This window comes from Halioglobus sp. HI00S01 (genome assembly GCF_001635445.1).
GTDB classification, from domain to species: Bacteria; Pseudomonadota; Gammaproteobacteria; order Pseudomonadales; family Halieaceae; genus Halioglobus; species Halioglobus japonicus.
The window spans coordinates 22,665-43,272 of the sequence record NZ_LWEE01000002.1 but is presented as its reverse complement, the minus strand read 5'-3'; the positions used below and the strand labels follow the sequence as shown (position 1 = coordinate 43,272).

The 20,608-nt window shown below is 59.3% G+C and carries 18 protein-coding genes; 12 read left to right on the top strand and 6 right to left on the bottom strand.

From position 1 onward, the window contains the following. The gene (locus A3709_RS01375) at nucleotides 1-1,890 is read right to left on the bottom strand and encodes a hypothetical protein (protein ID WP_156507520.1); all 1,890 of its coding nucleotides are present in this window, start codon (nucleotides 1,888-1,890) and stop codon (nucleotides 1-3) included. A gap of 96 nt (nucleotides 1,891-1,986) precedes the next feature. Between A3709_RS01375 and A3709_RS01370 the strand changes: the two genes are divergently transcribed. The 8 genes from A3709_RS01370 to A3709_RS01335 all read left to right on the top strand — a co-directional run bounded on the left by A3709_RS01370 (nucleotide 1,987) and on the right by A3709_RS01335 (nucleotide 9,946). Next, on the top strand, nucleotides 1,987-2,547 hold the full coding sequence (locus tag A3709_RS01370) for an outer membrane beta-barrel protein (RefSeq protein ID WP_066048964.1): 561 nt from the start codon (nucleotides 1,987-1,989) through the stop codon (nucleotides 2,545-2,547). Between the two features lie 99 nt (nucleotides 2,548-2,646). After that, nucleotides 2,647-3,705 carry an MBL fold metallo-hydrolase gene (locus A3709_RS01365; RefSeq protein ID WP_066048960.1) on the top strand — a complete coding sequence of 353 codons (1,059 nt, stop codon included), beginning with the start codon at nucleotides 2,647-2,649 and terminating at the stop codon, nucleotides 3,703-3,705. 120 nt (nucleotides 3,706-3,825) lie between these two features. Further along, complete coding sequence (locus A3709_RS01360; protein ID WP_066048957.1) at nucleotides 3,826-5,475, top strand: ABC transporter substrate-binding protein; 1,650 nt, start codon at nucleotides 3,826-3,828, stop codon at nucleotides 5,473-5,475. Between the two features lies 1 nt (nucleotide 5,476). Further along, nucleotides 5,477-6,409, top strand: coding sequence for an ABC transporter permease (locus A3709_RS01355; RefSeq protein WP_066048954.1), 933 nt, complete (start codon nucleotides 5,477-5,479; stop codon nucleotides 6,407-6,409). A gap of 1 nt (nucleotide 6,410) precedes the next feature. After that, a complete protein-coding gene (locus tag A3709_RS01350; RefSeq protein ID WP_066048948.1) occupies nucleotides 6,411-7,298 on the top strand; it encodes an ABC transporter permease in 888 nt (295 codons plus the stop codon). Continuing rightward, on the top strand, nucleotides 7,298-8,887 hold the full coding sequence (locus A3709_RS01345; RefSeq protein WP_066048945.1) for an ABC transporter ATP-binding protein: 1,590 nt from the start codon (nucleotides 7,298-7,300) through the stop codon (nucleotides 8,885-8,887). Before A3709_RS01350 ends, A3709_RS01345 begins: the two co-directional genes overlap by 1 nt. Before the next feature lie 4 nt (nucleotides 8,888-8,891). Then, nucleotides 8,892-9,638 (top strand): bifunctional 2-polyprenyl-6-hydroxyphenol methylase/3-demethylubiquinol 3-O-methyltransferase UbiG, encoded by a 747-nt coding sequence (locus A3709_RS01340; RefSeq protein WP_066048943.1) that lies wholly within the window; start codon nucleotides 8,892-8,894, stop codon nucleotides 9,636-9,638. Continuing rightward, nucleotides 9,623-9,946 carry a helix-turn-helix transcriptional regulator gene (locus A3709_RS01335; protein WP_066048939.1) on the top strand — a complete coding sequence of 108 codons (324 nt, stop codon included), beginning with the start codon at nucleotides 9,623-9,625 and terminating at the stop codon, nucleotides 9,944-9,946. The genes A3709_RS01340 and A3709_RS01335 overlap by 16 nt, the downstream gene beginning before the upstream one ends. Here the strand turns inward: A3709_RS01335 and A3709_RS01330 are convergent. Next, nucleotides 9,922-10,617, bottom strand: a complete 696-nt coding sequence (locus A3709_RS01330) for a response regulator (protein ID WP_066048936.1) — start codon at nucleotides 10,615-10,617, stop codon at nucleotides 9,922-9,924. The two genes, A3709_RS01335 and A3709_RS01330, sit on opposite strands and share 25 nt — an antisense overlap. Nucleotides 10,618-10,942: 325 nt before the next feature. On the opposite strand from A3709_RS01330, the gene A3709_RS22960 reads away from it, so the two are divergent. Beyond that, nucleotides 10,943-11,113, top strand: coding sequence for a hypothetical protein (locus A3709_RS22960; protein ID WP_156507519.1), 171 nt, complete (start codon nucleotides 10,943-10,945; stop codon nucleotides 11,111-11,113). Between the two features lie 107 nt (nucleotides 11,114-11,220). Beyond that, nucleotides 11,221-12,024 (top strand): inositol monophosphatase family protein, encoded by an 804-nt coding sequence (locus A3709_RS01325; protein ID WP_066048933.1) that lies wholly within the window; start codon nucleotides 11,221-11,223, stop codon nucleotides 12,022-12,024. A gap of 4 nt (nucleotides 12,025-12,028) precedes the next feature. Here the strand turns inward: A3709_RS01325 and ggt are convergent, their stop codons facing one another. Together ggt and A3709_RS01315 are read right to left on the bottom strand one after the other, a co-directional pair. Continuing rightward, on the bottom strand, nucleotides 12,029-13,750 hold the full coding sequence (gene ggt / locus A3709_RS01320) for a gamma-glutamyltransferase (RefSeq protein ID WP_066049020.1): 1,722 nt from the start codon (nucleotides 13,748-13,750) through the stop codon (nucleotides 12,029-12,031). 148 nt (nucleotides 13,751-13,898) lie between these two features. Next, a complete protein-coding gene (locus A3709_RS01315; RefSeq protein WP_082849804.1) occupies nucleotides 13,899-14,912 on the bottom strand; it encodes a TIGR03617 family F420-dependent LLM class oxidoreductase in 1,014 nt (337 codons plus the stop codon). 209 nt (nucleotides 14,913-15,121) lie between these two features. Here A3709_RS01315 and A3709_RS01310 point away from each other — a divergent pair, with 209 nt between their 5' ends. Both A3709_RS01310 and A3709_RS01305 read left to right on the top strand, forming a co-directional pair. Then, the gene (locus A3709_RS01310; protein ID WP_066048928.1) at nucleotides 15,122-16,699 is read left to right on the top strand and encodes an AMP-binding protein; all 1,578 of its coding nucleotides are present in this window, start codon (nucleotides 15,122-15,124) and stop codon (nucleotides 16,697-16,699) included. Then, entirely contained in the window at nucleotides 16,696-17,781 is a 1,086-nt protein-coding gene (locus A3709_RS01305) for an MBL fold metallo-hydrolase (protein ID WP_066048922.1), read from the top strand. Before A3709_RS01310 ends, A3709_RS01305 begins: the two co-directional genes overlap by 4 nt. A gap of 32 nt (nucleotides 17,782-17,813) precedes the next feature. On the opposite strand, the gene A3709_RS01300 is transcribed toward A3709_RS01305, so the two are convergent. After that, nucleotides 17,814-19,277: an NAD(P)/FAD-dependent oxidoreductase gene (locus A3709_RS01300; protein ID WP_066048919.1), complete on the bottom strand. Its 1,464-nt coding sequence runs from the start codon at nucleotides 19,275-19,277 to the stop codon at nucleotides 17,814-17,816. 245 nt (nucleotides 19,278-19,522) lie between these two features. Then, nucleotides 19,523-20,554 (bottom strand): hypothetical protein, encoded by a 1,032-nt coding sequence (locus tag A3709_RS01295; RefSeq protein ID WP_156507518.1) that lies wholly within the window; start codon nucleotides 20,552-20,554, stop codon nucleotides 19,523-19,525. Nucleotides 20,555-20,608: the final 54 nt, after the last annotated feature.

Genomic DNA, 20,608 nt, shown 5'->3' with positions numbered 1-20,608 from the left:
TTATTGCGCGAGCGTGTATTCGTCGAATCGCTCCCGCGCTTTGCGCAACTTCACCTTGGTTTCATCACCAAGCATTTCCATGGTGGCCTGAAGCTTCTTGTAACGGGCATAGATCATGCCCTCACGGCCATCCGCTGAAAACATGGCCTTGGCTGCCACCTCCGCCTTGTCGCTGATGAGCACCGAATGAGGGATACACAGGCGATTCTCCGCCAGTGCCAGTGTTGCCTCGCCTTCGATGTCCTCCATTTCGAGCATATTTCCCACCCAGCGAGGCGCATCCAGCTGGTTGCTGAACATGGCGACCAGCGGCCGGGTATCGCTCACCGTCAAAATACTGTCAGCGTCAAACACCAGGGGGTTCTGGGCAACGACATTAGCCCGGGTCAGGCGGAACTTTGCCCACCAGTAATCCTCGTGAAAGGCTTCGCGCGCACCGGCGACACTGACATTTTCCAGCAGCACATCCGAGGTGCTCAGATCAAACTGCATATTTGCGGGGTCGCCACCGGTGATGACCAGGTCAACACCGAGGTCACCGCGCAAGTCCTGCCCATCCAGGTCCATTGCCACGGCTTTGGAGCGCAACTCCAGACGCCCCTTAACCGTTTCCAGCTGTGATTCCACCGCGCCATTGAGGCTGGCCGTGCCACCCGTAAGCGTCAGCGGCAGATTGGGTGGCAGGTAGTCGTTAACAATGGCCATGTTCAACAAGGTCGCGTCGTCGATACTGAAACTCAGGTTACGGCGCTCGCCGCTATCACGGGCCTTCTCCTCCGCCACGATGGCCTCGAAGCTGAGCTCCCCGCCAGGAGCCACCAGGTTGGGATCGGAAAAGTCCAGTTGCAGGCTATCACCGGCGAGGAAGGGTTCGGTGTCGCCGTCGCGGGTGACCGTCAGGTCGCTGTAGTCGATTTCCAGACCCAGGGAGCGGCCCTGGTCGGCGGGCGTGTGAATGTGTACCTGCCCCTCCCCGACCACATTCATTTTCTGCACGTGGACACTCAACGTAGTGGCGCTGGCCCACAGGTCAGTCCCATTGCGCATCGAGTTTTCAGCCAGATGCACCCGGCCCTTCACCTGCCCGGCGCCACCAATTTTCAGGTCCTGGAGGCCACCCGTGAACAGGTTGATGAAGGCCAGACTCTGCACGTCCAGGTCGAGGTCTGCATCGAGCCGCAAGAACGGCAACATCGCCAGGCCCTTGTTCTCACGGGGTACAAACGGGTCAAAGCCAAGTGTGCCGCGCACAGTGCCACCATGAAACACCTCGGCATCGCCATTGAGATAACCTGGCGCCAGATCCAGGTCGAGATCATGCAACGCCAACTGCATGGGGCCGCCTGGGGATTCAATCTGGAAGTCGCCCGCAGCGCCGCCGCGACCACCGCCGGTCAGATTGAAAATCCAGAACGTGTGCTCACCCTCAAGGCGGGCATTGCTGACAAACACCTTCCATGGGCGCTTCTTTTTACGTGGCGCGGTCCCTACTCCCTGCACATCGCGGCCCTCGATCTCGGGGAAATAGGCGAGCCGTTCGCTGTAATCCGTATCCGGCTTCAGCCTCGGCCGCTGGCGATAGTCGACATCAAAGGCATCTACATTGCGCACATACATGCGTTTGGCGATCAACGGCAGTATCGACACACTGGCTGATCCGCCACCAATCTCCACCTGCCACTGCTGGCTGCGGCTCTGGCCATTGGCGGAAACGCCGCGCACATGGGCGCGAAAGGGGTAAAAGGTCCAGGCACGCTCCCAGCGAATATGGAATTTCTCTGGCCGGATCATATTGACCACATCCTGCGTCAGCGGCAGCCAGAGCAGGCTATTCACCACCAGCAGGTAGGCCAATTCCAGGCCCACCAGCCATTTTAAAACCCGAAACAATGGATATTTTTGCCACCAAAAGTTCATTTTGGCGTCGTTTTTGTCCAGTACCATACCCAACAAACTAGCACACCACTGGTCCAGGGAGGGCTCAACATGCGCAATTCATTTATCACCGCACTATTTCTGACTGTGCTGGGCAGTGCGCTCAGCGCCAACCTCGCTCACGCTGATGGCACCGGCTTCTTTATTGCCGGTGGCGCCAACTGGGGCCAGTTGGATGCCGATATTGAGGACGTCATCGACTTTGACGGCCCCATTGAAGCCATCTTCGATGACAACGCAGTGGGCTATAACATCGGCGCGGGCTACCGCTTCAACAAGTGGCTGGCGGTCGACGCGGCCTATTGGGACTTGGGCGAATTCGATTCCGACCGCCTGGAAAACGGCCAGCGCATCGGCTTTGACAGCTCCATCTGGACCGTGGGTGGGATAGTCTCTGTACCGCTGTGGATTATCGACGTCTATGGCCGCGCCGGCGCCGCCATGTGGGATGTCGACTCTCGCTATATCGAAGAAGATGGTACCGACATGTACTACGGTGCCGGTGGTGCTATCAATATTCTCGGCAGCCTGGATGTGTACCTCGAGTACGTGCGTTTTGATGCCGACGAAGCGATCGACACGGCTAACCTGGGACTGCGCTGGACGTTCTAAGCCCTTCGGCGCGTCCCGGTGGCGCGCCAGCTTTGCCCCCTTCGAACAGTGGCCAATCGCTGTGCTAGACTCGCGGCCTAGCCCAGCCTGGATAACCCCATGATTTTTCGTCAGCTGTTCGACGCCGCCTCCTCCACGTATACCTACCTGCTCGCCTGTGCTGAGACACGCGAGGCCATGATCATCGACACCGTCTTCGAACAATACGACCGGGATGCTGCGCTGGTGCGCGAACTCGACCTGAAAGTGCGCTACGTGCTGGACACACATGTGCATGCCGACCATGTCACAGGCGCCTGGCTGTGGCGTGAACAAACCGGGGCCCAGTCTGGCATTGCCGATGCCGCCAATGTCGATGAGACCGATATTCGCATAGCCAACGGTGACGTGTTCGCTTTCGGCAATGAGTCCATTACAGCCCGGACCACGCCCGGGCACACCAGTGGTTGCCTGACCTATGTAACACGCGACCTCAGCATGGCATTCACCGGCGACACTTTATTGATTCGCGGCGCCGGTCGCACAGATTTCCAGGGCGGCAGCGCCCACCGTATGTGGCAGAGCATTCGCGAGCAGATTTTCACCCTGCCCGATCACTGCCTGCTCTACCCCGGTCACGACTACGATGGCCGCACCGTCTCTACGGTGGCTGAGGAAAAGGCCTACAATCCGCGCATAGGCGGCGAAGCGAAAGAAGAGGACTTCGTCGGCTATATGAACAACCTCGCGCTGCCCCATCCGCGGCTCATCGATATTGCCGTGCCCGCCAATCTCAAAGGTGGCAAACCGGACCAACCCCTGGTGAACGAAAGCTGGGGACCAATTATCCAGACCTTTGCCGGTGTCCCGGAAATTCGACCGGACTGGGTCGCCCGCCATCGCGACGAGCTACACCTTCTGGATGTGCGCAGCGAGGGTGAGTACAGCGGCGAGCTGGGCCACATTTGCGGCGCCCAGCTCATCCCCCTGGACGAGCTGCGCAACCGCCTGTCGGAGGTGCCACAGGAGAAGCCTGTGATAGCGATTTGCCAGTCGGGCCGGCGCTCCGCCATGGCCACCCAGATCCTCCGCCAGGGAGGAATCGACCACTGCGCCAACCTGGCCGGCGGCATGATTCAGTGGCAGCGCCTGAGCCTGCCGAGCACGGCGCTAGACTAAACCCCTGATTGCCCCATAAAGTTACGTCTCCCGGTGAGGGATTGGACACCCCATTCGTCTCACCACAACGGCACAAAATGCCACTATAATACGCCCGTCAAAAACGGACCTGATCACAAAATGACCAATTTCATCCGCGGGCTGATAGCTACCCTGCTGTCGGCCACTCTGCTTACTGCCTGTACCGGCGGTGAATCCAATGTTTCGAAAGGTAATCGCGAGGGCATCCTCCACTACGGCAACGGCTCCGAACCCCAGGGTCTGGACCCACAGGTAGTGACCGGCGTCCCCGAGAACCATATTGTCAGCTCACTGTTCGAGGGGCTGACCACCAAGAACCCCTGGAACCTGGAACCTGAGCCCGGTGTGGCCATGTCCTGGGACATCTCGGAGGACGGCAAGGTCTATACCTTCCACCTCAACCCCGAGGCGAAGTGGTCCAACGGTGAGGTCATCACGGCCAGCGATTTTGTCTGGTCCTGGAACCGCGCCCTGCACCCGAAAATGGGTAACCAGTATTCCTACATGCTGTTCCCCGTGGAAGGCGCCGAGGCCTACGCCAAGCGCGAGACCGAGGACTTCAACGATGTGGGTGTAAAGGCCATCGACGACCACACCCTGGAAGTCACCCTCATCGCCTCCACGCCCTACTTCCTACAGCTCCTCGACCACTACTCCACCTACCCCGTTCACCCCGAAACCATTCTCAAGCACGGTGAAATGTACGACCGCTACACCAAGTGGACCCGCCCCGAGAACATGGTGGGCAACGGCGCGTTTGTACTCGATGAGTGGCTGCTCAACCGCCGCGTCAGCGTGAAGAAGAGTGAGACCTACTGGGACCGCGATACGGTCAAATTGAACGGCGTCATCTTCTACCCCACGGAGAACATCGTCTCCGAGGAGCGCATGTTCCGCGTAGACCAGCTGCACTACACCCAGGAAGTGCCCCTGGACAAGTTGCCGGTATACAAGGCCAAGGAAAACTCGCCGCTGCGCCTGTCACCCTACCTGGGCAGCTACTTCTACCTGTTCAACACCGAACAGGCCCCGGTGGACGATGTGCGGGTACGCAAGGCCCTGGCCATGTCCATCGACCGCGACAAGCTGATCCGCACAGTGCTGCACGGTATTTATACGCCGTCCTACAGTATTACCCCTCCAGGCACTATGGGTTACAACCCACCCAAGCTGTTTGACTATGACCCGGAACAGGCCCGCCAGTTGCTGGCCGAAGCAGGCTATCCAAACGGTGAGGGCTGGCCCGGTGTGGAAGTGATTTACAACACCAGCGAGAACCACCGCAAGATTGCCGTGGCGCTGCAGCAGATGTGGAAAGACGAGCTCAATATCAACATCACCATCTCCAACCAGGAGTGGAAGGTGTACCTGGATTCCATCGACACCATGAACTACGCCATCGCCCGCCGCGGCTGGATTGGCGACTACGTCGATGCCAATAACTTCCTCGATATGTATCTTACCGGCGGCGGCAACAACAACACCGGCTTTGCCGAGCCGGCCTACGACGAAATGATCGCGCGCCTCGCACCCCGGGCCAAAACCCAGGAAGAGCGCTACAAGATTTTCTACGAGGCTGAAACCATGCTGATGGAGCAGATGCCGATCCTGCCCATCTACACCTACTCCAGCAAGCACCTGCTGCACCCCAGCGTCCGCGATATGCCTGCCAACCTGATGGATCACCTGAACCTCAAGTACGTGTGGCTGGATGAAAACTGGAACGCGGCAAACGAGGAGACCGAATAATATGTGGCGCTTTATTGGCATTCGCCTGCTTCAAGCAATTCCGGTGATCCTCGCTGTGATCACCGTGACCTTCTTCCTGGTGCGCGTGGCACCGGGTGGCCCCTTCTCTGCAGAGAAGGCCGTACTGCCCGAGGTGAAAGCGGCGCTGGAAGCCCAGTACCGTCTCGACCAACCCCTGTTTACCCAGTACACCGCCTATTTGGGTGACCTGGCCCAGGGCGAGTTTGGTCCCTCCTTCAAATACCCCGGCCGCAGCGTTAACGAGCTGATTGGGGCCGGCCTGCCGGTCACCGCAGAGCTCGGTCTCTACGCCCTGCTGGTGGCGGTATTAATCGGTGGCACCGCCGGCGTAATTGCGGCCCTGCGGCCCAATACGCCGCAGGACTACATACCGATGACCGCCGCCATGATTGGTATCTGCGTGCCCTCTTTCCTGATGGGGCCGCTATTGGTACTGGTGTTCGGCATCCATCTGGACTGGCTACCGGTATCAGGCTGGGGCGATATACCCGGCGACAAGATTCTGCCGGCTATTACCCTGGGCTCTGGTTACGCTGCCTACATTGCACGCCTGTCGCGGGCGGGCATGCTCGAGGTGATGAGCCAGGATTACATCCGCACCGCCCGGGCCAAGGGCCTGCCGGAATGGCAGGTGGTGGTAAAACACGGCCTGCGGGGCGGCCTGATCCCCGTGGTCGCCTTCCTGGGGCCGGCTTTCGCCGGTCTGCTGGCGGGCTCCTTCGTGGTGGAAACCATCTTCCAGATCCCTGGCCTGGGCCGCTTCTACGTACAGGCCGCGTTTAACCGCGACTACACCATGATCCTCGGCACCACTGTGTTCCTGTCCACCCTGATCGTGCTGTTCAACCTGCTGTCAGATGTGCTGGCCGCCTGGATGAACCCGCGTCTGCGCGCACAATTCGGGGAGAACTGATATGAGCACTGATATCATCAACGACATCACCGACGCAGAGCAGGGTTCCAGCCTGTGGCACGACGCCTGGCTGCGCCTGCGCAAGANCCGCCTCGCCGTCGCCGGCGGCGCCATTCTGCTGCTGTTCGTCATTATTGCGCTGCTCACGCCGTGGATAGCGCCCTACGCCTACGATGCCCAGAACCTGGACCTCGGCGCGAGCCCGCCCTCGGCCCAACACTGGCTGGGCACCGACATCTTCGGCCGTGACCTACTCACCCAGATTATGTACGGCGGCCGCATCTCCCTGGCGGTGGGCTTTGTCGCCACCTCCGTGGCGCTGCTGATCGGCGTCACCTGGGGAGCTATCGCCGGCTACGTGGGCGGCCGCACAGACGCCGTTATGATGCGCCTGGTAGACATCATGTACGCCCTGCCCTTCATGATCTTCATCGTTCTGCTTATGGTGGTCTTCGGCCGCAACATCCTGCTGCTGTTCCTCGCCATTGGCGCGGTGGAATGGCTGACCATGGCCCGGATCATGCGCGGTCAGGTGCAGCAGTTACGCCAACAGGAATTCGTGGAGGCGGCCATCTCCCTGGGGCTCAGCCCCGGTACGATTATCCGCCGCCACATGATTCCCAATGCCCTGGGCCCGATTATCGTGTACACCACGCTGACCATTCCCTCGGTCATGCTGCTGGAAGCCTTCCTGTCCTTCCTCGGCCTGGGTATCCAGCCGCCCCAGACCTCCTGGGGCCTGTTGATCTCCTACGGCGCCGAAACCATGGAAGAGTACCCCTGGCTGCTGATCTTCCCCGGCCTGGCCCTCACCATTACCCTGTTTTCACTCAATTTCCTCGGTGACGGCCTGCGGGACGCCCTGGACGTGCGGAGGAGCAAAGACTGATGAGCCTCTTAGAAGTTAAAAACCTGGGTGTCAGCTTTGTCACCCGCATGGGCACCAACAAGGCGGTGGATGGTATTTCCTTCAGCGTCGACACCGGCAAGATCACCGCCATCATCGGCGAGTCAGGGTCCGGTAAATCCGTGTCCTGCTACTCCATGCTGGGCCTGGTGCCTATGCCCCCTGGCCGTATCGACAGCGGTGAAGCGCTGTTCGAAGGCCAGGACCTGCTCAGAATGAGTGAGGCCGAGCTGCGCGAAATTCGCGGCCGCGACATCGCCATGATTTTCCAGGACCCTATGACCTGCCTGAACCCGTTCATGACCGTGGGCAAGCAGTTGATGGAGCCACTGCTGTACCACAAGGACGTCAGCAAGGAAGAGGCCCGCAAGCGCGCCCTGGAACTGCTGGAGGAAGTGGGCATCCGCGACCCGGAAACCACCTTCGACAACTTCCCGCACCAGTTCTCAGGCGGCATGCGTCAGCGAGTTATGATTGCCATGGCGCTGATCAATGAGCCCAAGCTGCTGATCGCCGACGAACCGACCACCGCACTGGATGTCACCATCCAGGCGCAGATTCTGAAGTTGATTGCCGAGCTGCAGCAAAAGCGCGATATCGGCGTGATCTTCATCTCACACGACCTGGCGGTAGTCGCCGACATCGCCGACCAGATCGTGGTGATGCAGCAGGGCAAGATTGTGGAAGGTGGTGACTCCAACCACATCTTCAATAATGCCGAGCACCCGTATACCCGCAAGTTGCTGGAAGCGATTCCTCACGGCAGCAAGGCGCCCATGGAAGCGGAGCCGGAAACCCTGATCGAGGTAAAAAACCTGCGCACCTGGTTTGACCAGGGCAAGGACAAGGAGCCGGTCAAAGCCGTCAACGACGTTAGCTTCGATATCAAGCGCGGTGAAGTGCTGGGCCTGGTGGGCGAATCCGGTTCCGGCAAATCCACCATCGGCCGCTCCATCCTGCGCCTGGTGCCCGTCACCGGCGGCAGCGTGAACTTTGACGGCACCGAAGTGAGCGGCCTCGAGGGCAACGAGCTCAAAAACTTCCGTCGCCGCATGCAGATGATCTTTCAGGATCCGTTTGCCTCGCTGAACCCACGCATGACGGTGTTTGATACCCTGGCCGAGCCCCTGCTGCTGCATGGCATCGAGACCAAGAAATCAGTCACCAGCGGTGTACTGAAACTGATGGACGACGTGGGCCTGGCACGCAACTTTGTGCGCAAGTACCCTCACGAGTTCTCCGGCGGCCAGCGCCAGCGAATCGCCATCGGTCGCGCCCTGGCGACACGCCCGGAGTTTATCGTGGCAGACGAGCCGGTATCAGCCCTGGACGTGACCATTCAGGCGCAAATCCTCGACCTGATGCAGGACCTGGGCAAGGAGTACGGCCTGACCATGCTGTTTGTGTCGCACGACCTGGCGGTGGTACGCCACCTGGCGGACCGTATCCTGGTGCTGTACAAGGGTGAGCTGGTGGAACAAGGCACCGGCGACGACCTGTTCGAACGCCCCCAGCAGGACTACACCCGCCAGCTGCTCAGCTCCATTCCCGGCCGGTCACTACTGGACTGAGAACATGAGCAGTCTGGACGTACCCACAGAACTCCAGCGCGGGGGCCGGGTCGGTCACAGCGATGACAACCTGGCTTCCAGCCTGTGGCTACTGGATCGTGTTGCGCAGCTCTCCGGCCGGGAAAACCTGGCCGGTGCCGCAGTGCTGGACATGGGCTGTGGTAACAAGTTTACCCAGACCATTCTGCGCGAGAACATCGCTATCGGCAGCTACACTGGCATCGATGTCTACCGGGACTTGATCGAGTACTTGCAATCCTCGGTGGACGATCCGCGCCTTGAGTATCAGCACGTGGATATTCACAACGCAATGTACAACACCGAGGGCAAACCGCTGTCTGAGCTGACTGGCCTCAATGTGCCCGACGCTCACTTTGACATCGTCTGCCTGTTCTCGGTGTTCACCCACCTGGCGCCCCACGACTATCCGGCCATGCTGAAACTGCTGCGACCCTACATCAAACCCGATGGTGTACTGGTATTCAGCTTGTTCATCAATGAAGTGGCGGCCAATGGCCAGGGGTATATTGCGGGCGTTCACGATCAGTTGACCGCAGGCCTTACGGAAGAGCAGAAAGCGGCACCGATCCCGGCGTTTGTGGATATGGATCCGGCACAACCGCTCAAGTGGGCCGTATACTCCCGGGAATACGCCCACGAATTGTTGGAGGGCACGGGCTGGGAGAAACGTAGCCTGGAACTACCGGTAGATCCTTACGTTCAGCACCACTTTGTGTGCAGCCCCGCCTAACCTTTCTTCTTGAGCCAGCTTTTCACGTTGTAAACGCCGGTCACGTGGCGCACTTGTGCGGTATCAGTAAACGCACGCTGGTTCGACGCCTGGCTGAACTGGGAACAACCCTCAAGCAGGAACTGGATCAATTACGCCAGCAACAGGCTCAGGACATGTTGACGGTAGGGGCAACCGGTATCGCCCAGATTGGAGAAAAGCTGGGCTACCCTGACCCCACGGTGTTTACCCGCGCGTTCAAACGGTGGACAGGAACCACCCCGCGAGAATTTCGCGAGGCCATTCAACGGGACAGCACCCAGCGATAACCCCTGCCCCGCTCGGTGACGATACAGCCGAAATCCGCGTCGCAGCGGACAAAGGCCTTACGGATAGATTTCACGTGGGCGGCAATGGTGTTGGGCGCCACCACGATATTGGCGGCCTTCATCAGTTCGCGGTGGCTGCGCACCTCGCCGGGATGGCTGGACAGTTCACGCACCATCCAGAAGTGGGTTAGCGGCAGGTCAACCTGCATCCCATTCCAGAACGCCGTGGCATACACCTCGTCGAGTTCCAGTCCGGCGCTCGGCTGTGCGTTGGATACAGGGCCGGCATTGCGCACTGCCTCCATGCGCCTGATCAGGGCCTCGATACGAACAACCAGATACTCGATCGAAGCATCCTTGCTAATGTAGTCATCAGCCCCCAGCCGCAGCCCCGAGATACGATCGATCTCGCCCGTGCGATGGGTGAGGAAAATGATGGGGACGTCGCTAGAAAGCCGCCGCAACTCAGCACAAACCTGATACCCGGCGTCGCGATCATCGGCATGGGCGACATCAAGCAGTGCCAGGTCGGGCAATTGCTGACGCAGCCCGGCAATCGCCGCATCCACGCTAGAATATGCAGCAACGACAAAACCTTCCTGGCGCAATGCGCTGACATAGCGATTACGCGTGACATCGTCATGTTCGACATAGGCAATCGTTCGCGCCATGCCTCCCCCGGTGCTAAATCCTGTTACTCATCATGGTATACGACAAATCATAATTCTTCATAGTTCTCCACACACGCTCACAGCCACTGGCGTAGGATTTACCTGCGGCTGCCACACGGCTACCTCTTAAGGGATAAATACAAAGGTCTACGGATGAGAAGCGAAAATATGGTTATTGAAACAGCACTGTGTGTGCTCTGCGCATGCCTGTTTGTAGCCGCTGCAAGCTCCGCGCACAGTGCCGAACGCGACAGTGTGTATCTGGAGACATGCCGAGCCGATGTGGAGAAACACTATAGCGAGCAGCGCGATCTGACCTTCGTAAATGAAGCGCAGCGCCATGGACGGCGCTCAGCTGACGCTATCTGCAAAGAAAGACAGCAACAACGCAGAATTCGTCAACTGCTGGGTGCCCCACGACCGCAGCCATACTGAATTCGCATCGAATAGTCAGCGAGTCGCCACCACCGTTTCCCCTGCGCCCATCGTCAAATAACCGTCTTTAAGTAGGAGTGGTTTTACCTGGCCAGCGACGGCCTCTTACGACTGTCGCCATTCACTGCTATGGTTTCGGAACACCCTGACACCGGATTCCGAGCCGCCATGAATATCGATCATTCCCGCATCAGCGACATCATCCGCCAGGCCGCCCACGAGCAAGTACTTCCCTTGTGGCAAAACCTGCAGCAGGACCAGATCGAAGAAAAGCAACGCGGCGATTACGTCACCGTCGCGGACAAAGCCAGTGAAGCGTTCCTCACACCCGCATTGGAAGCTGTATTACCCGGCTCATTGGTCATCGGCGAAGAGGCCGCGCACGACGACCCGACACTGATGCAGCGACTGACATCTGAACAGCCTGTGTGGGTCATCGATCCGGTGGACGGTACGGCAAACTTTGCGGCAGGAGAAACACCGTTTGCGGTGATGGTGTGCATCGTCCAGCAAGGCCAGACGCTCGCCGGCTGGATTTACGACCCGGTTGAAGAGACCCTGCTGCAGGCTGAACGCGGTGCCGGCGCCTTTCTGGACGACGAGCGCCTGACGTTCGGGGAACCGTCGGGCGTAGCCGGCGATATTCACGGCGCACTTTCCACGAAATATCTGCCCGAAGAAATGCGCCCCTATGCCATGCGCGGCGCAGGCCATCTCGGCAATACCCGTGCCAGTGGCTGCGCCGCCTACGACTACCGCGCCATGGCCCGCGGCGACTACAGTTTCAGCTTTTACTATCGCACCATTATCTGGGATCACGCGCCAGGAGCGCTGGTGGTAGAAGAAATGGGCGGCGTGGTGGCGCGGTACGACGGATCGCCATATCAGCCGGCATCCGATGCCACCGGCCTGATCTGTGCCAGCGATCCGGATACCTGGCAGACCGTGCGCCGGCTATTAGTCGAGCGCTAGTTCACTACCAGGCGGCTACCGTGCCGTCTTTACGCATCTCCGTGGCACCGGCGTAGCTGCCGTTTTCACGGTCCACGTAAATCGCCTGATAGCCGCCAAAGCGCACACCGCTACTGTCAACTTCCACCTTATGGCCCATGGCCTCCAGGCGCTTAATCGTCTCGACGGCGACACCGGGCTCTACATACAGCGTACCCAGTGGATCGCCATCGATACCGGTCGTCTCGCTACCGCCATCGTGCAGGAAGCGCGCAGCATCGCCGGCCTCCTGTACGTTCATGCCGAAGTCGAGCATGTTAACCAGTATCTGCACATGACCCTGGGGCTGCATGGAACCTCCCATCAAGCCGTAGCTCATGACTGGCTGTCCGTCTTTCATCAGCATGGCAGGAATAATGGTATGGAATGGGCGCTTACCCGGCGCATAGACATTGGGATGGCCGGGTTCCAGCGAAAACAGTTCGCCGCGATCCTGGAACATAAAGCCGAGCCCGTCCGGCACCATGCCCGACCCCATGCCCCGATAGTTGGACTGGATCAGGGACACCAGCATGCCGTTCTCATCGGCCACGGTCAGATACGTGGTATCGCCCTCGCCCTCGAGCTTTGGTTCACCCGGGCCAAACTCCGGTGACGCCTGTTCTGGGTCAATCAACGCAAAGCGCTCACGACCGTAGGCATCGGAGAGCAAGCCCTCCAGAGGAATGTCGGCGAAGGCCGGGTCAGCGTAATAGCGAGCGACATCCTCAAACGCCAGGCGCTTGGCTTCCACCATATAGTGGAAAACCTCGGCGGAGCCGCGCTCCCACTGAGTGAGGTCCACATTCTTGAGAATGCTCAGCATCTGCAAGGCGGCGAAGCCCTGGCCATTGGGCGGCAGTTCATACAGTTCATAGCCCCGGTATTCGACGCTGCCCGGCTCAACCCACTCACCCTCGTGCTGAACAAAATCCTCGTAGGCAAGGCCACCCTCCATGGACTCGAAATAATCGGCCATTTCTCGCGCCAGGCGACCCTTATAGAATGCATCACGGCCATCCAGCGCAATCGCTTCGAGCGTGTCACCCAGGTCCTTGTTGGTCACCACGCTACCTGCGGCCGGCGCCTCGCCACCCTTGAACCAGGTATCGCGAATATTGGCCAGATGCGGGGTGCCCGCATATTTTTTCTCGAAGAAATTCCAGCTGCGATCAAAGTAGTAGGCGATAACCGGGGTGACGGGAAAGCCCCCGCGCGCATAGTCGATCGTGGGTGCCAGTACCTGATTCATGGGTAGGCTGCCAAAGCGCGCATGAATTGCAAACCAACCGTCGACCGTGCCGGGCACTGACACCGGTAGCGGCCCGTGGGAGGGAATACCCTGATGATCTTCAGGCAGCTCGCCGCGGGCCTTCATGGCGGCAATGCGCTGCTTGAGTTGTTCGAGGCTCTGTCCCTGCGGGGAGCGGCCCGAGCCATTGTAGCCATAGAGCTTTTGGGTATCGGGATCCCACAGCAGGACAAAAATATCACCGCCAATACCGTTGCCGGTGGGTTCCATCAGACCCAGTGCCGCGTTGGCCGCAATGGCCGCATCAACGGCATTGCCGCCCTGCTTGAGCACATCGAGCGCTACCTGGGATGCCAGCGGATGGGCAGTGGCGGCCATTCCGCGGGTCCCGTACACGGGGCTGCGCGACCAGATTTCCCCGACCGGCCGGCCGCCGGCTCCGAGCTCAGTGCTCACAGCGCTGCTCTGGGGGGATGTTGTCTGCACGGCACAGGCAGACAGCAGTATCGGTGTGACTACAGACAGGGCTAATTTGCATAGTGTGTTCATCCGCTCTCGCCGCTTATATCGCAATGGAGAGCAGATCATAGCCCAGATCAGGGTATCACTGACAGACGGCGGCAATCTCCCCGCGCAATGCGGTCAGCAACTCGACATCTGGTTGGTACACCACCGGTGAAATACGCTCGACCTGACCACCGAAGCGGTCTTTGATCTTGGCGGCCACTTCGGCGGGGCTGCCCACCACCGCAAAGGTGTTGAGAATGTCGTCATCGATCAGGTCATTGAGCTCAGCCCACTTCCCTTCGCGCATCAGGGTATTGGCGTCATGCTGCAAGGACTCCCAACCGTGGCACTCCAGCACCGGCAGATAAGCGGGCGTAGAAGCATAGAAAGCGATCTGGTTGCGCGCTGCCGCGACAGCGGCCTGCATACTCTCTTCATCCAGGCCCGTGGCGGTAATCACCTGGGCCGAGACCTGGTAGCCCTCGCGCGATTTGCCAGCCTTGTCCAGCCCGCGCTGAATGGCCGCTAGCGACAGGGATTGCATGGATTCAGCGGTATTAAAGGGGTGCAGGAAATAACCGTCACCTACCTCCGCCGCAACTTCAGTCATCACAGGCCCCACACCCGCGATAAAAATCGGCGGCGGTCCATACTCATTGGATTGGGGGGCAAACACCGGTGACATCAACGTGTGCTGGTAAAACTCACCTTCAAAACGGAGCTTCTCGCCGGTTTGCCAGCAATCCCAGATCGTGCGAATAGCCTGCACCATCTCCCGCATGCGCGAAGCCGGCTTGCTCCAGGGCATAGAGAAGCGGCGCTCAATATGCGCCTTCACCTGGGCACCCAGGCCGAGGATAAATCGGCCCCGAGACAGGTTTTGCAGATCGTTACCCAGATAGGCCAGGTTCATGGGGTTACGCGAGAACGCCACGGCGATGGATGTCATTAATTCCATGCGCTGGCTGTTCATAGCAGCCGCCGCCACGGTGATAAACGGGTCCGACTGGCCTTCAAAGGTATAGGCACCGTCAAAGCCGGCATCGTCCAGCTGCTGGGCCATACCGGCGACACGGGCCGGATCGAACATGAGTGAACTGTCTATTTTCACGATGGATCTCCTAGTGGGCTCCAGTATCCCTGTTCATGTCACCTAGGACAGCACCGCGAGGGGACAATTTTCGTTGGCATTCGCAGTCAGCCTGAGCGCAAAGGACAGGCCTGTTTGGGCGGCAGGGTCATTGTCGGCGGTTGATCGATTGTGGCATTTTCTATGCTTGACCGCCCTACCGGGTAATCGATGAATACAGGACCCCTGAGATGAATCCGAGCGAACTCTACCAACCCCCGCTGATGCCCCACTTGCTGGTGGAAGGCCTGAACCGTTACAACGACGAACCCTGTCTGTATCTGGGGGATACCGTAGCCTCCTATAAGGATGTGCGCGAAAGCACCAGCCAGATGGTTCAGGCGCTGCAATCCCAGGGCCTGGGCGTGGGCAGCCGTGTGGCTATCATCTCCGCGAATCGACCCGAGGTACTGTCCAATATTGCCGCGATGCAGCTTACGGGCTGTATTGGCACACCGCTCCACCCCCTTGGTGCTCTGGACGACCATATCTATATTCTCGAGGCCGCCGAAATTGAGGCGCTGGTCTTTGACCCCAGCGTGTTCTCCGAGATCGCCGGCGCCCTCAAAGCACGTTTCCCCGACCTGAAACTGCTGGGCTTTGGCCCCAACGAGGTGGGCGAGGACTACATGGCGCTGGCAGCGCAATTTGAGCCCGAGCCACTGGAAGTACCCGACATTGGCCCCGAGAGCCTGGCGTCGGTCAACTTCACCGGCGGCACCACCGGCAAACCCAAGGGCGTGATGAGCCCACATCGGGTCAGCGCCTATATGACCCAGGTTCAATTGGCCGAGTGGGAGTTTCCCGAAGAAGTGCGCATGCTGTTCGCCACACCCCTGTCACACGCAGCGGCTGCATTCTTTGTGCCTATCCTGCAAAAGGGCGGTGCCTTCTACGTCATGCAGGGCTTCGATATCGACGAGTTCTACAACATGGTCAAGGAGCATCAGATCACCTGTACGTTCCTCGTCCCTGTCATGCTCTACTTCATCATGGACTCGCCGCGCGCTACCGACGGCTCCATGGACAGCATGGAGACCATCTTTTACGGCGCCTCGCCCATGAGCCCGGCGCGCCTGCAGGAAGGCCTGGAGAAATGGGGGCAGATCTTCTACCAGTGCTTTGGTCAATCCGAATGCCCTATGGTGATCTCCAACATGTCTCGCAAGGATCACGATCTGGCCAAGCCCGAGCGCCTGAGCTCCGCCGGCCGGCCCACACCCTGGGTGCAGTTGGCACTTCTCGATCAGGACGGTAATCGCGTGCCCGAGGGTGAACCCGGTGAAATCTGCGTGCGCGGACCTCTGGTCATGGCAGGCTATAAAGATATGCCGGAGCAGACCGCCGAAGCCTTCGAAGGTAACTGGCTGCATACCGGCGACGTCGGTAAGTTCGACGACGAGGGCTTCCTGTACATCGTCGACCGGACCAAGGATATGATCGTCACCGGCGGCTTCAATGTGTTCCCCCGCGAGGTCGAGGATGTGCTGGCCACCCACGATGCCGTGGGCCAGGTGGTCGTTGTCGGCGTACCGGATGAACAGTGGGGCGAAGCCGTGAAAGCCGTTATCGTCCTCAAGCCCGGGGCCGAGGCAGGTGACGCGCTCGAAAACGAGCTACAGGCACTGGTCAAAGAGAAGAAGGGCTCGGTGCAATCACCCAAGTCCATCGACTTCGTCGCTGGTATTCCCCTGACACCGGTAGGCAAACCTGATAAAAAGGCAGTTAAAGCACAATACTGGGAAGGCACCGACCGCAGCGTGGGATGATCGACACAGACTCAGCAGAAAGTTATCGCGGCCTCCGCTACCCCTATGGCCGCAAGCCCGAGCTCACCCCAGGTGAGCCAGCCGCTGTTGCACCCGGCGTCTACTGGGTGCGCTTCCCCATGCCAATGTCGCTGGATCACATCAACATCTGGCTGCTCGAAGATGGCGAAGGCTGGACGGTTGTAGACACCTGTCTGGATATCGGCACCTCGCGCCAAATCTGGGAAAACCTGTTCACCGACTTTCTTGCCAACAAGCCGATTACCCGCGTGATCTGTACCCATATGCACCCCGATCACGTGGGCCTGGCCGGCTGGCTGTGCGAACGTTTCGGCTGCGAGCTGTGGATGTCCCGGGAAGAGTTCCTGATGTGCCGGGCCATGGCTGCCGACACCGGCCGCCCCGCGCCCGATGTGGCGCTGCGCTTTTACCACGCTGCAGGCTGGGACGAAGAGGCACTGGAGCACTACAAGCAAAAGTTCGGCAACTTCGGCCGCGCCATCTACACCCTGCCGGACAGCTTTCACCGCCTGACCGACCGCGAGACCATTACCATTGGCGACCACTATTGGCAGGTGATTGTGGGACGCGGGCATTCACCCGAGCACGTCGCGCTGTACTGCCCCGGACTCAAGCTACTCATCTCGGGTGATCAAGTGTTGCCCCGCATTTCGCCGAATGTCAGCGTGTACCCCACCGAACCCGCGGGCGATCCGCTCAAGGAATGGCTGCGGACCCAGGCGATTATTCGCGACATACTGCCCGACGACCTGCTGGTATTGCCAGCCCACGAGGCTCCCTTCCACGGCCTGTACGTGCGCCTGAGCCAGATTATCGAGACCCACAAGCACGACCTGGTGAAACTGTTTAATTTCCTCGACAAGCCCCTGCGTGCGGTAGATTGCTTCCCGGCGCTGTTTCGGCGGGAGATCAACGCGGGCAATATTTCCCTCGCCACCGGCGAAACCATTGCCCACCTCAACTGCCTGCTGGGCCGCCATCGTATTACCCGTACTCGCGACGAACACGGGGTGGAATGGTACGAGCAAATCCCGGAAACCGCAGATTTCGAAGACGAGTAGCCGGGCCCCGGCTACCCGCCCTTGCAGCGCTGTCAGGCCGCCTTGCGGAAGTCGTCGAGGTCCGGTTCCTCCAACTCTTTGACCCACTGCTTCCAGCTGTAGGGCCACATCGCAGGATCACCGTCGGCATCCAGGTACCAGCTCTGGCAGCCACCCACCCAGACCGTATTCCCCATCCCCTCGCGCAGGTAATCGTTAAAGCGCTGCTTGGCTTCCTCAGTGGCCTCCACCTGATCCAGCTTGCCGGCGCGCCACTGGTCAATCAGCTTCAGCACGTAGTTGGTCTGCACCTCGCTCATGGCAATGACTGAGTAATTACCAATCGGCGTATTTGGCCCCAGCATCAGGAAAAAATTCGGGAAGCCTGGCAGACACACAGAGCGATACGCCTGCACCTTACGTTCCCAGACCTGGTCGATAGAGACACCGTCGCGACCGCGCAAATCCATGGGCCGCATGAAATTGAACGGGCTGAAACCCGTGGCAAGAATGAGCACATCCACCTCGTGGAGCTGACCGTCGGCAGTGACAACACCGCCCTCTTCTATACGCTCGATGCCTGCCGTTTCCAGCAGCACATTGTCGCGCTGCACAGCCTCGTAGAAGGTGCTGTTAATAATGAGTCGTTTACAGCCCACCGGGTAATCGGGCGTGAGCTTGGCGCGCAGCTCGGGGTCACGGACACTCTTGCGCAGATTGCGCTTTGCCGCCCAGCTCATCAGGGCCAGGGGAATCTTTTTGCCGGTCACTGCCTTGCTAAAGGTATTGCGCAGGGCCATGGCGTAGCGGCGGCTGAGTGCGCTGAGCTTATCCTGGCGGCCGCGCAACCCGGCCTTGTCCTTCTCGGTATACTGCTGGTCGGGCACGTCCACAATCCACTGCGGAGTGCGTTGGAAAATGGTCAGCTGGCCACAGCGCTCAGCAATATTGCCAATTACCTGACAGGCAGTGGAGCCGGTACCGATGATTCCCACACGCTTGCCGGCCAGGTCGACATCGTGGTTCCAGCGTGCGGTATGCCACATCTCGCCCTGATAGCGGTCCAGTCCCTCGATATCGGGATAGGCCGGATGATGCAGAATACCGGTAGCGGCCACCACGAAGTCGACCGTCAGTTCGGCACCCTTGCTGGTGTGCAGCTGCCACTGACCGTCCACATGATGACAACGCTCCAGAGCTTCACCAAAGCGAATCTGTTCATCGATCCCATATTCCTGGGCCACCTGTTTGAAGTAGGTGTGGATCTCAGCCCCCCGGGCAAAGCGATGGCTCCATTCAGGATTACCCCGGAAGCTGTAGGTATACATATGCGACGGAACGTCACAGGCCACCCCCGGATAGGTATTCTCACGCCAGGTGCCCCCCAGCTCGTCCGCCTTCTCGAGCACGACGATGTCGTCGATACCCGCCTCGCGCAGCTTGATCGCCGCAAGGATGCCGGTCATACCGGCGCCGATAATCGCCACGGATGGATTGCGTAAAGTATTGGCTGACATGAGTTGATCTCTCCTATTCGACCAGCACATGGTAGCGCTGGAACGGAAACAGCCCATCTGGATGCGGGACAAAAACTTATGAAATTCGGTCAATCGCCGTATGCCCGGCGCCTCTCTATCCGCAACAGATAGAGACAATATTTTTAAATTTCAATTAGTTACAATGACCTGACACAGCGGGGCAGAGCAAGTCTACCAGGGAACCCAGCGGCGCATGCAATCGTCGCCCCGGGTGTCAGCAGTCACTAAGCGGAACTTCGCTGCGCCAGCGATCGCACCTGCTCGGCCACGGACTTGTTCCTGCCCGCATCACCTCTCGGCAACGCGCTGTGCTCGGTACGCTCACGCAACCATTCCATTGCCGTGTCGGGAATAGCGAGAAGATCGCTTTCGTTGCGCACGGCGAAGGCATCGTGGGCCTCAATATCTTCACTGATAGAAAAGCCGACACGCTTTTCGAATCTCCGCACGCCCCACTTGGGTGTGCCGCATAGTTCGCTGTAGAGATCACTGTGAAAGCGCAGCGGCGGACCAGCAAGATGGGCAAGCTGCGCGACGATATCCTTATCCCCTGGCTGGGGCTTTGGATATTCTCTGCGATAAGCATAGAGCAGCTGTATGGCAGGTAGCGAGAGGCTGTTATTGTCTTGCACCGCCGCTTCCAGGGGCGGTTGTTCACCGACGGCCTGCATAAAGTGACGAACCACATCACCGCCGGGAAACTCATCACGGGCATATCGAAAGACCCGGATATTGTCCTGCCCAAAGGCATTGTCCAACATCTCAACGCGCCCGGCGTAGCCAAGTGAAAACCGGTCCTCCAGGCTCGACATGCGCCGCTTCAACCGCTCCTGGAAGGCACTTTCAATCCGCGACTTCAGGGGCCGAAAATAAATCAGCACCTCGATTTCGTCGAAGTATTCTCGAAAGTAATCGTGCACATCCTGTAGCTCGGCCGCCATCAGCGTCGACAGTGATTCGGCCGACAGAATGGCATTGCCCCCATCGAGACTGGTCAGGCGATCCGCCAGGCCAGCGCGCGCCTGACGCTTCAGCTGCTCTAGTTCTGCAGCGGCAAGATCCCGATGCCGATACACCGAGGAATTGCCCAGGTCATGCGCAAAGGCCTGCAACATCCACAGCGATGAATTGGGTCTATCACCCCGGAAAAGGTAGCGCGCAGCCAATTGCTCACGGTGCCGATACAAACAATTTTGAATGGCCGAAGTACCCGTCTTGTGGGTACCCAGATGAAGCGCTAGTCGAGTTCCAGCCAATGATTACATCCTTGTTCAGTCGATCTCTGGAGACGACTGCAGGTGAGTCATCGC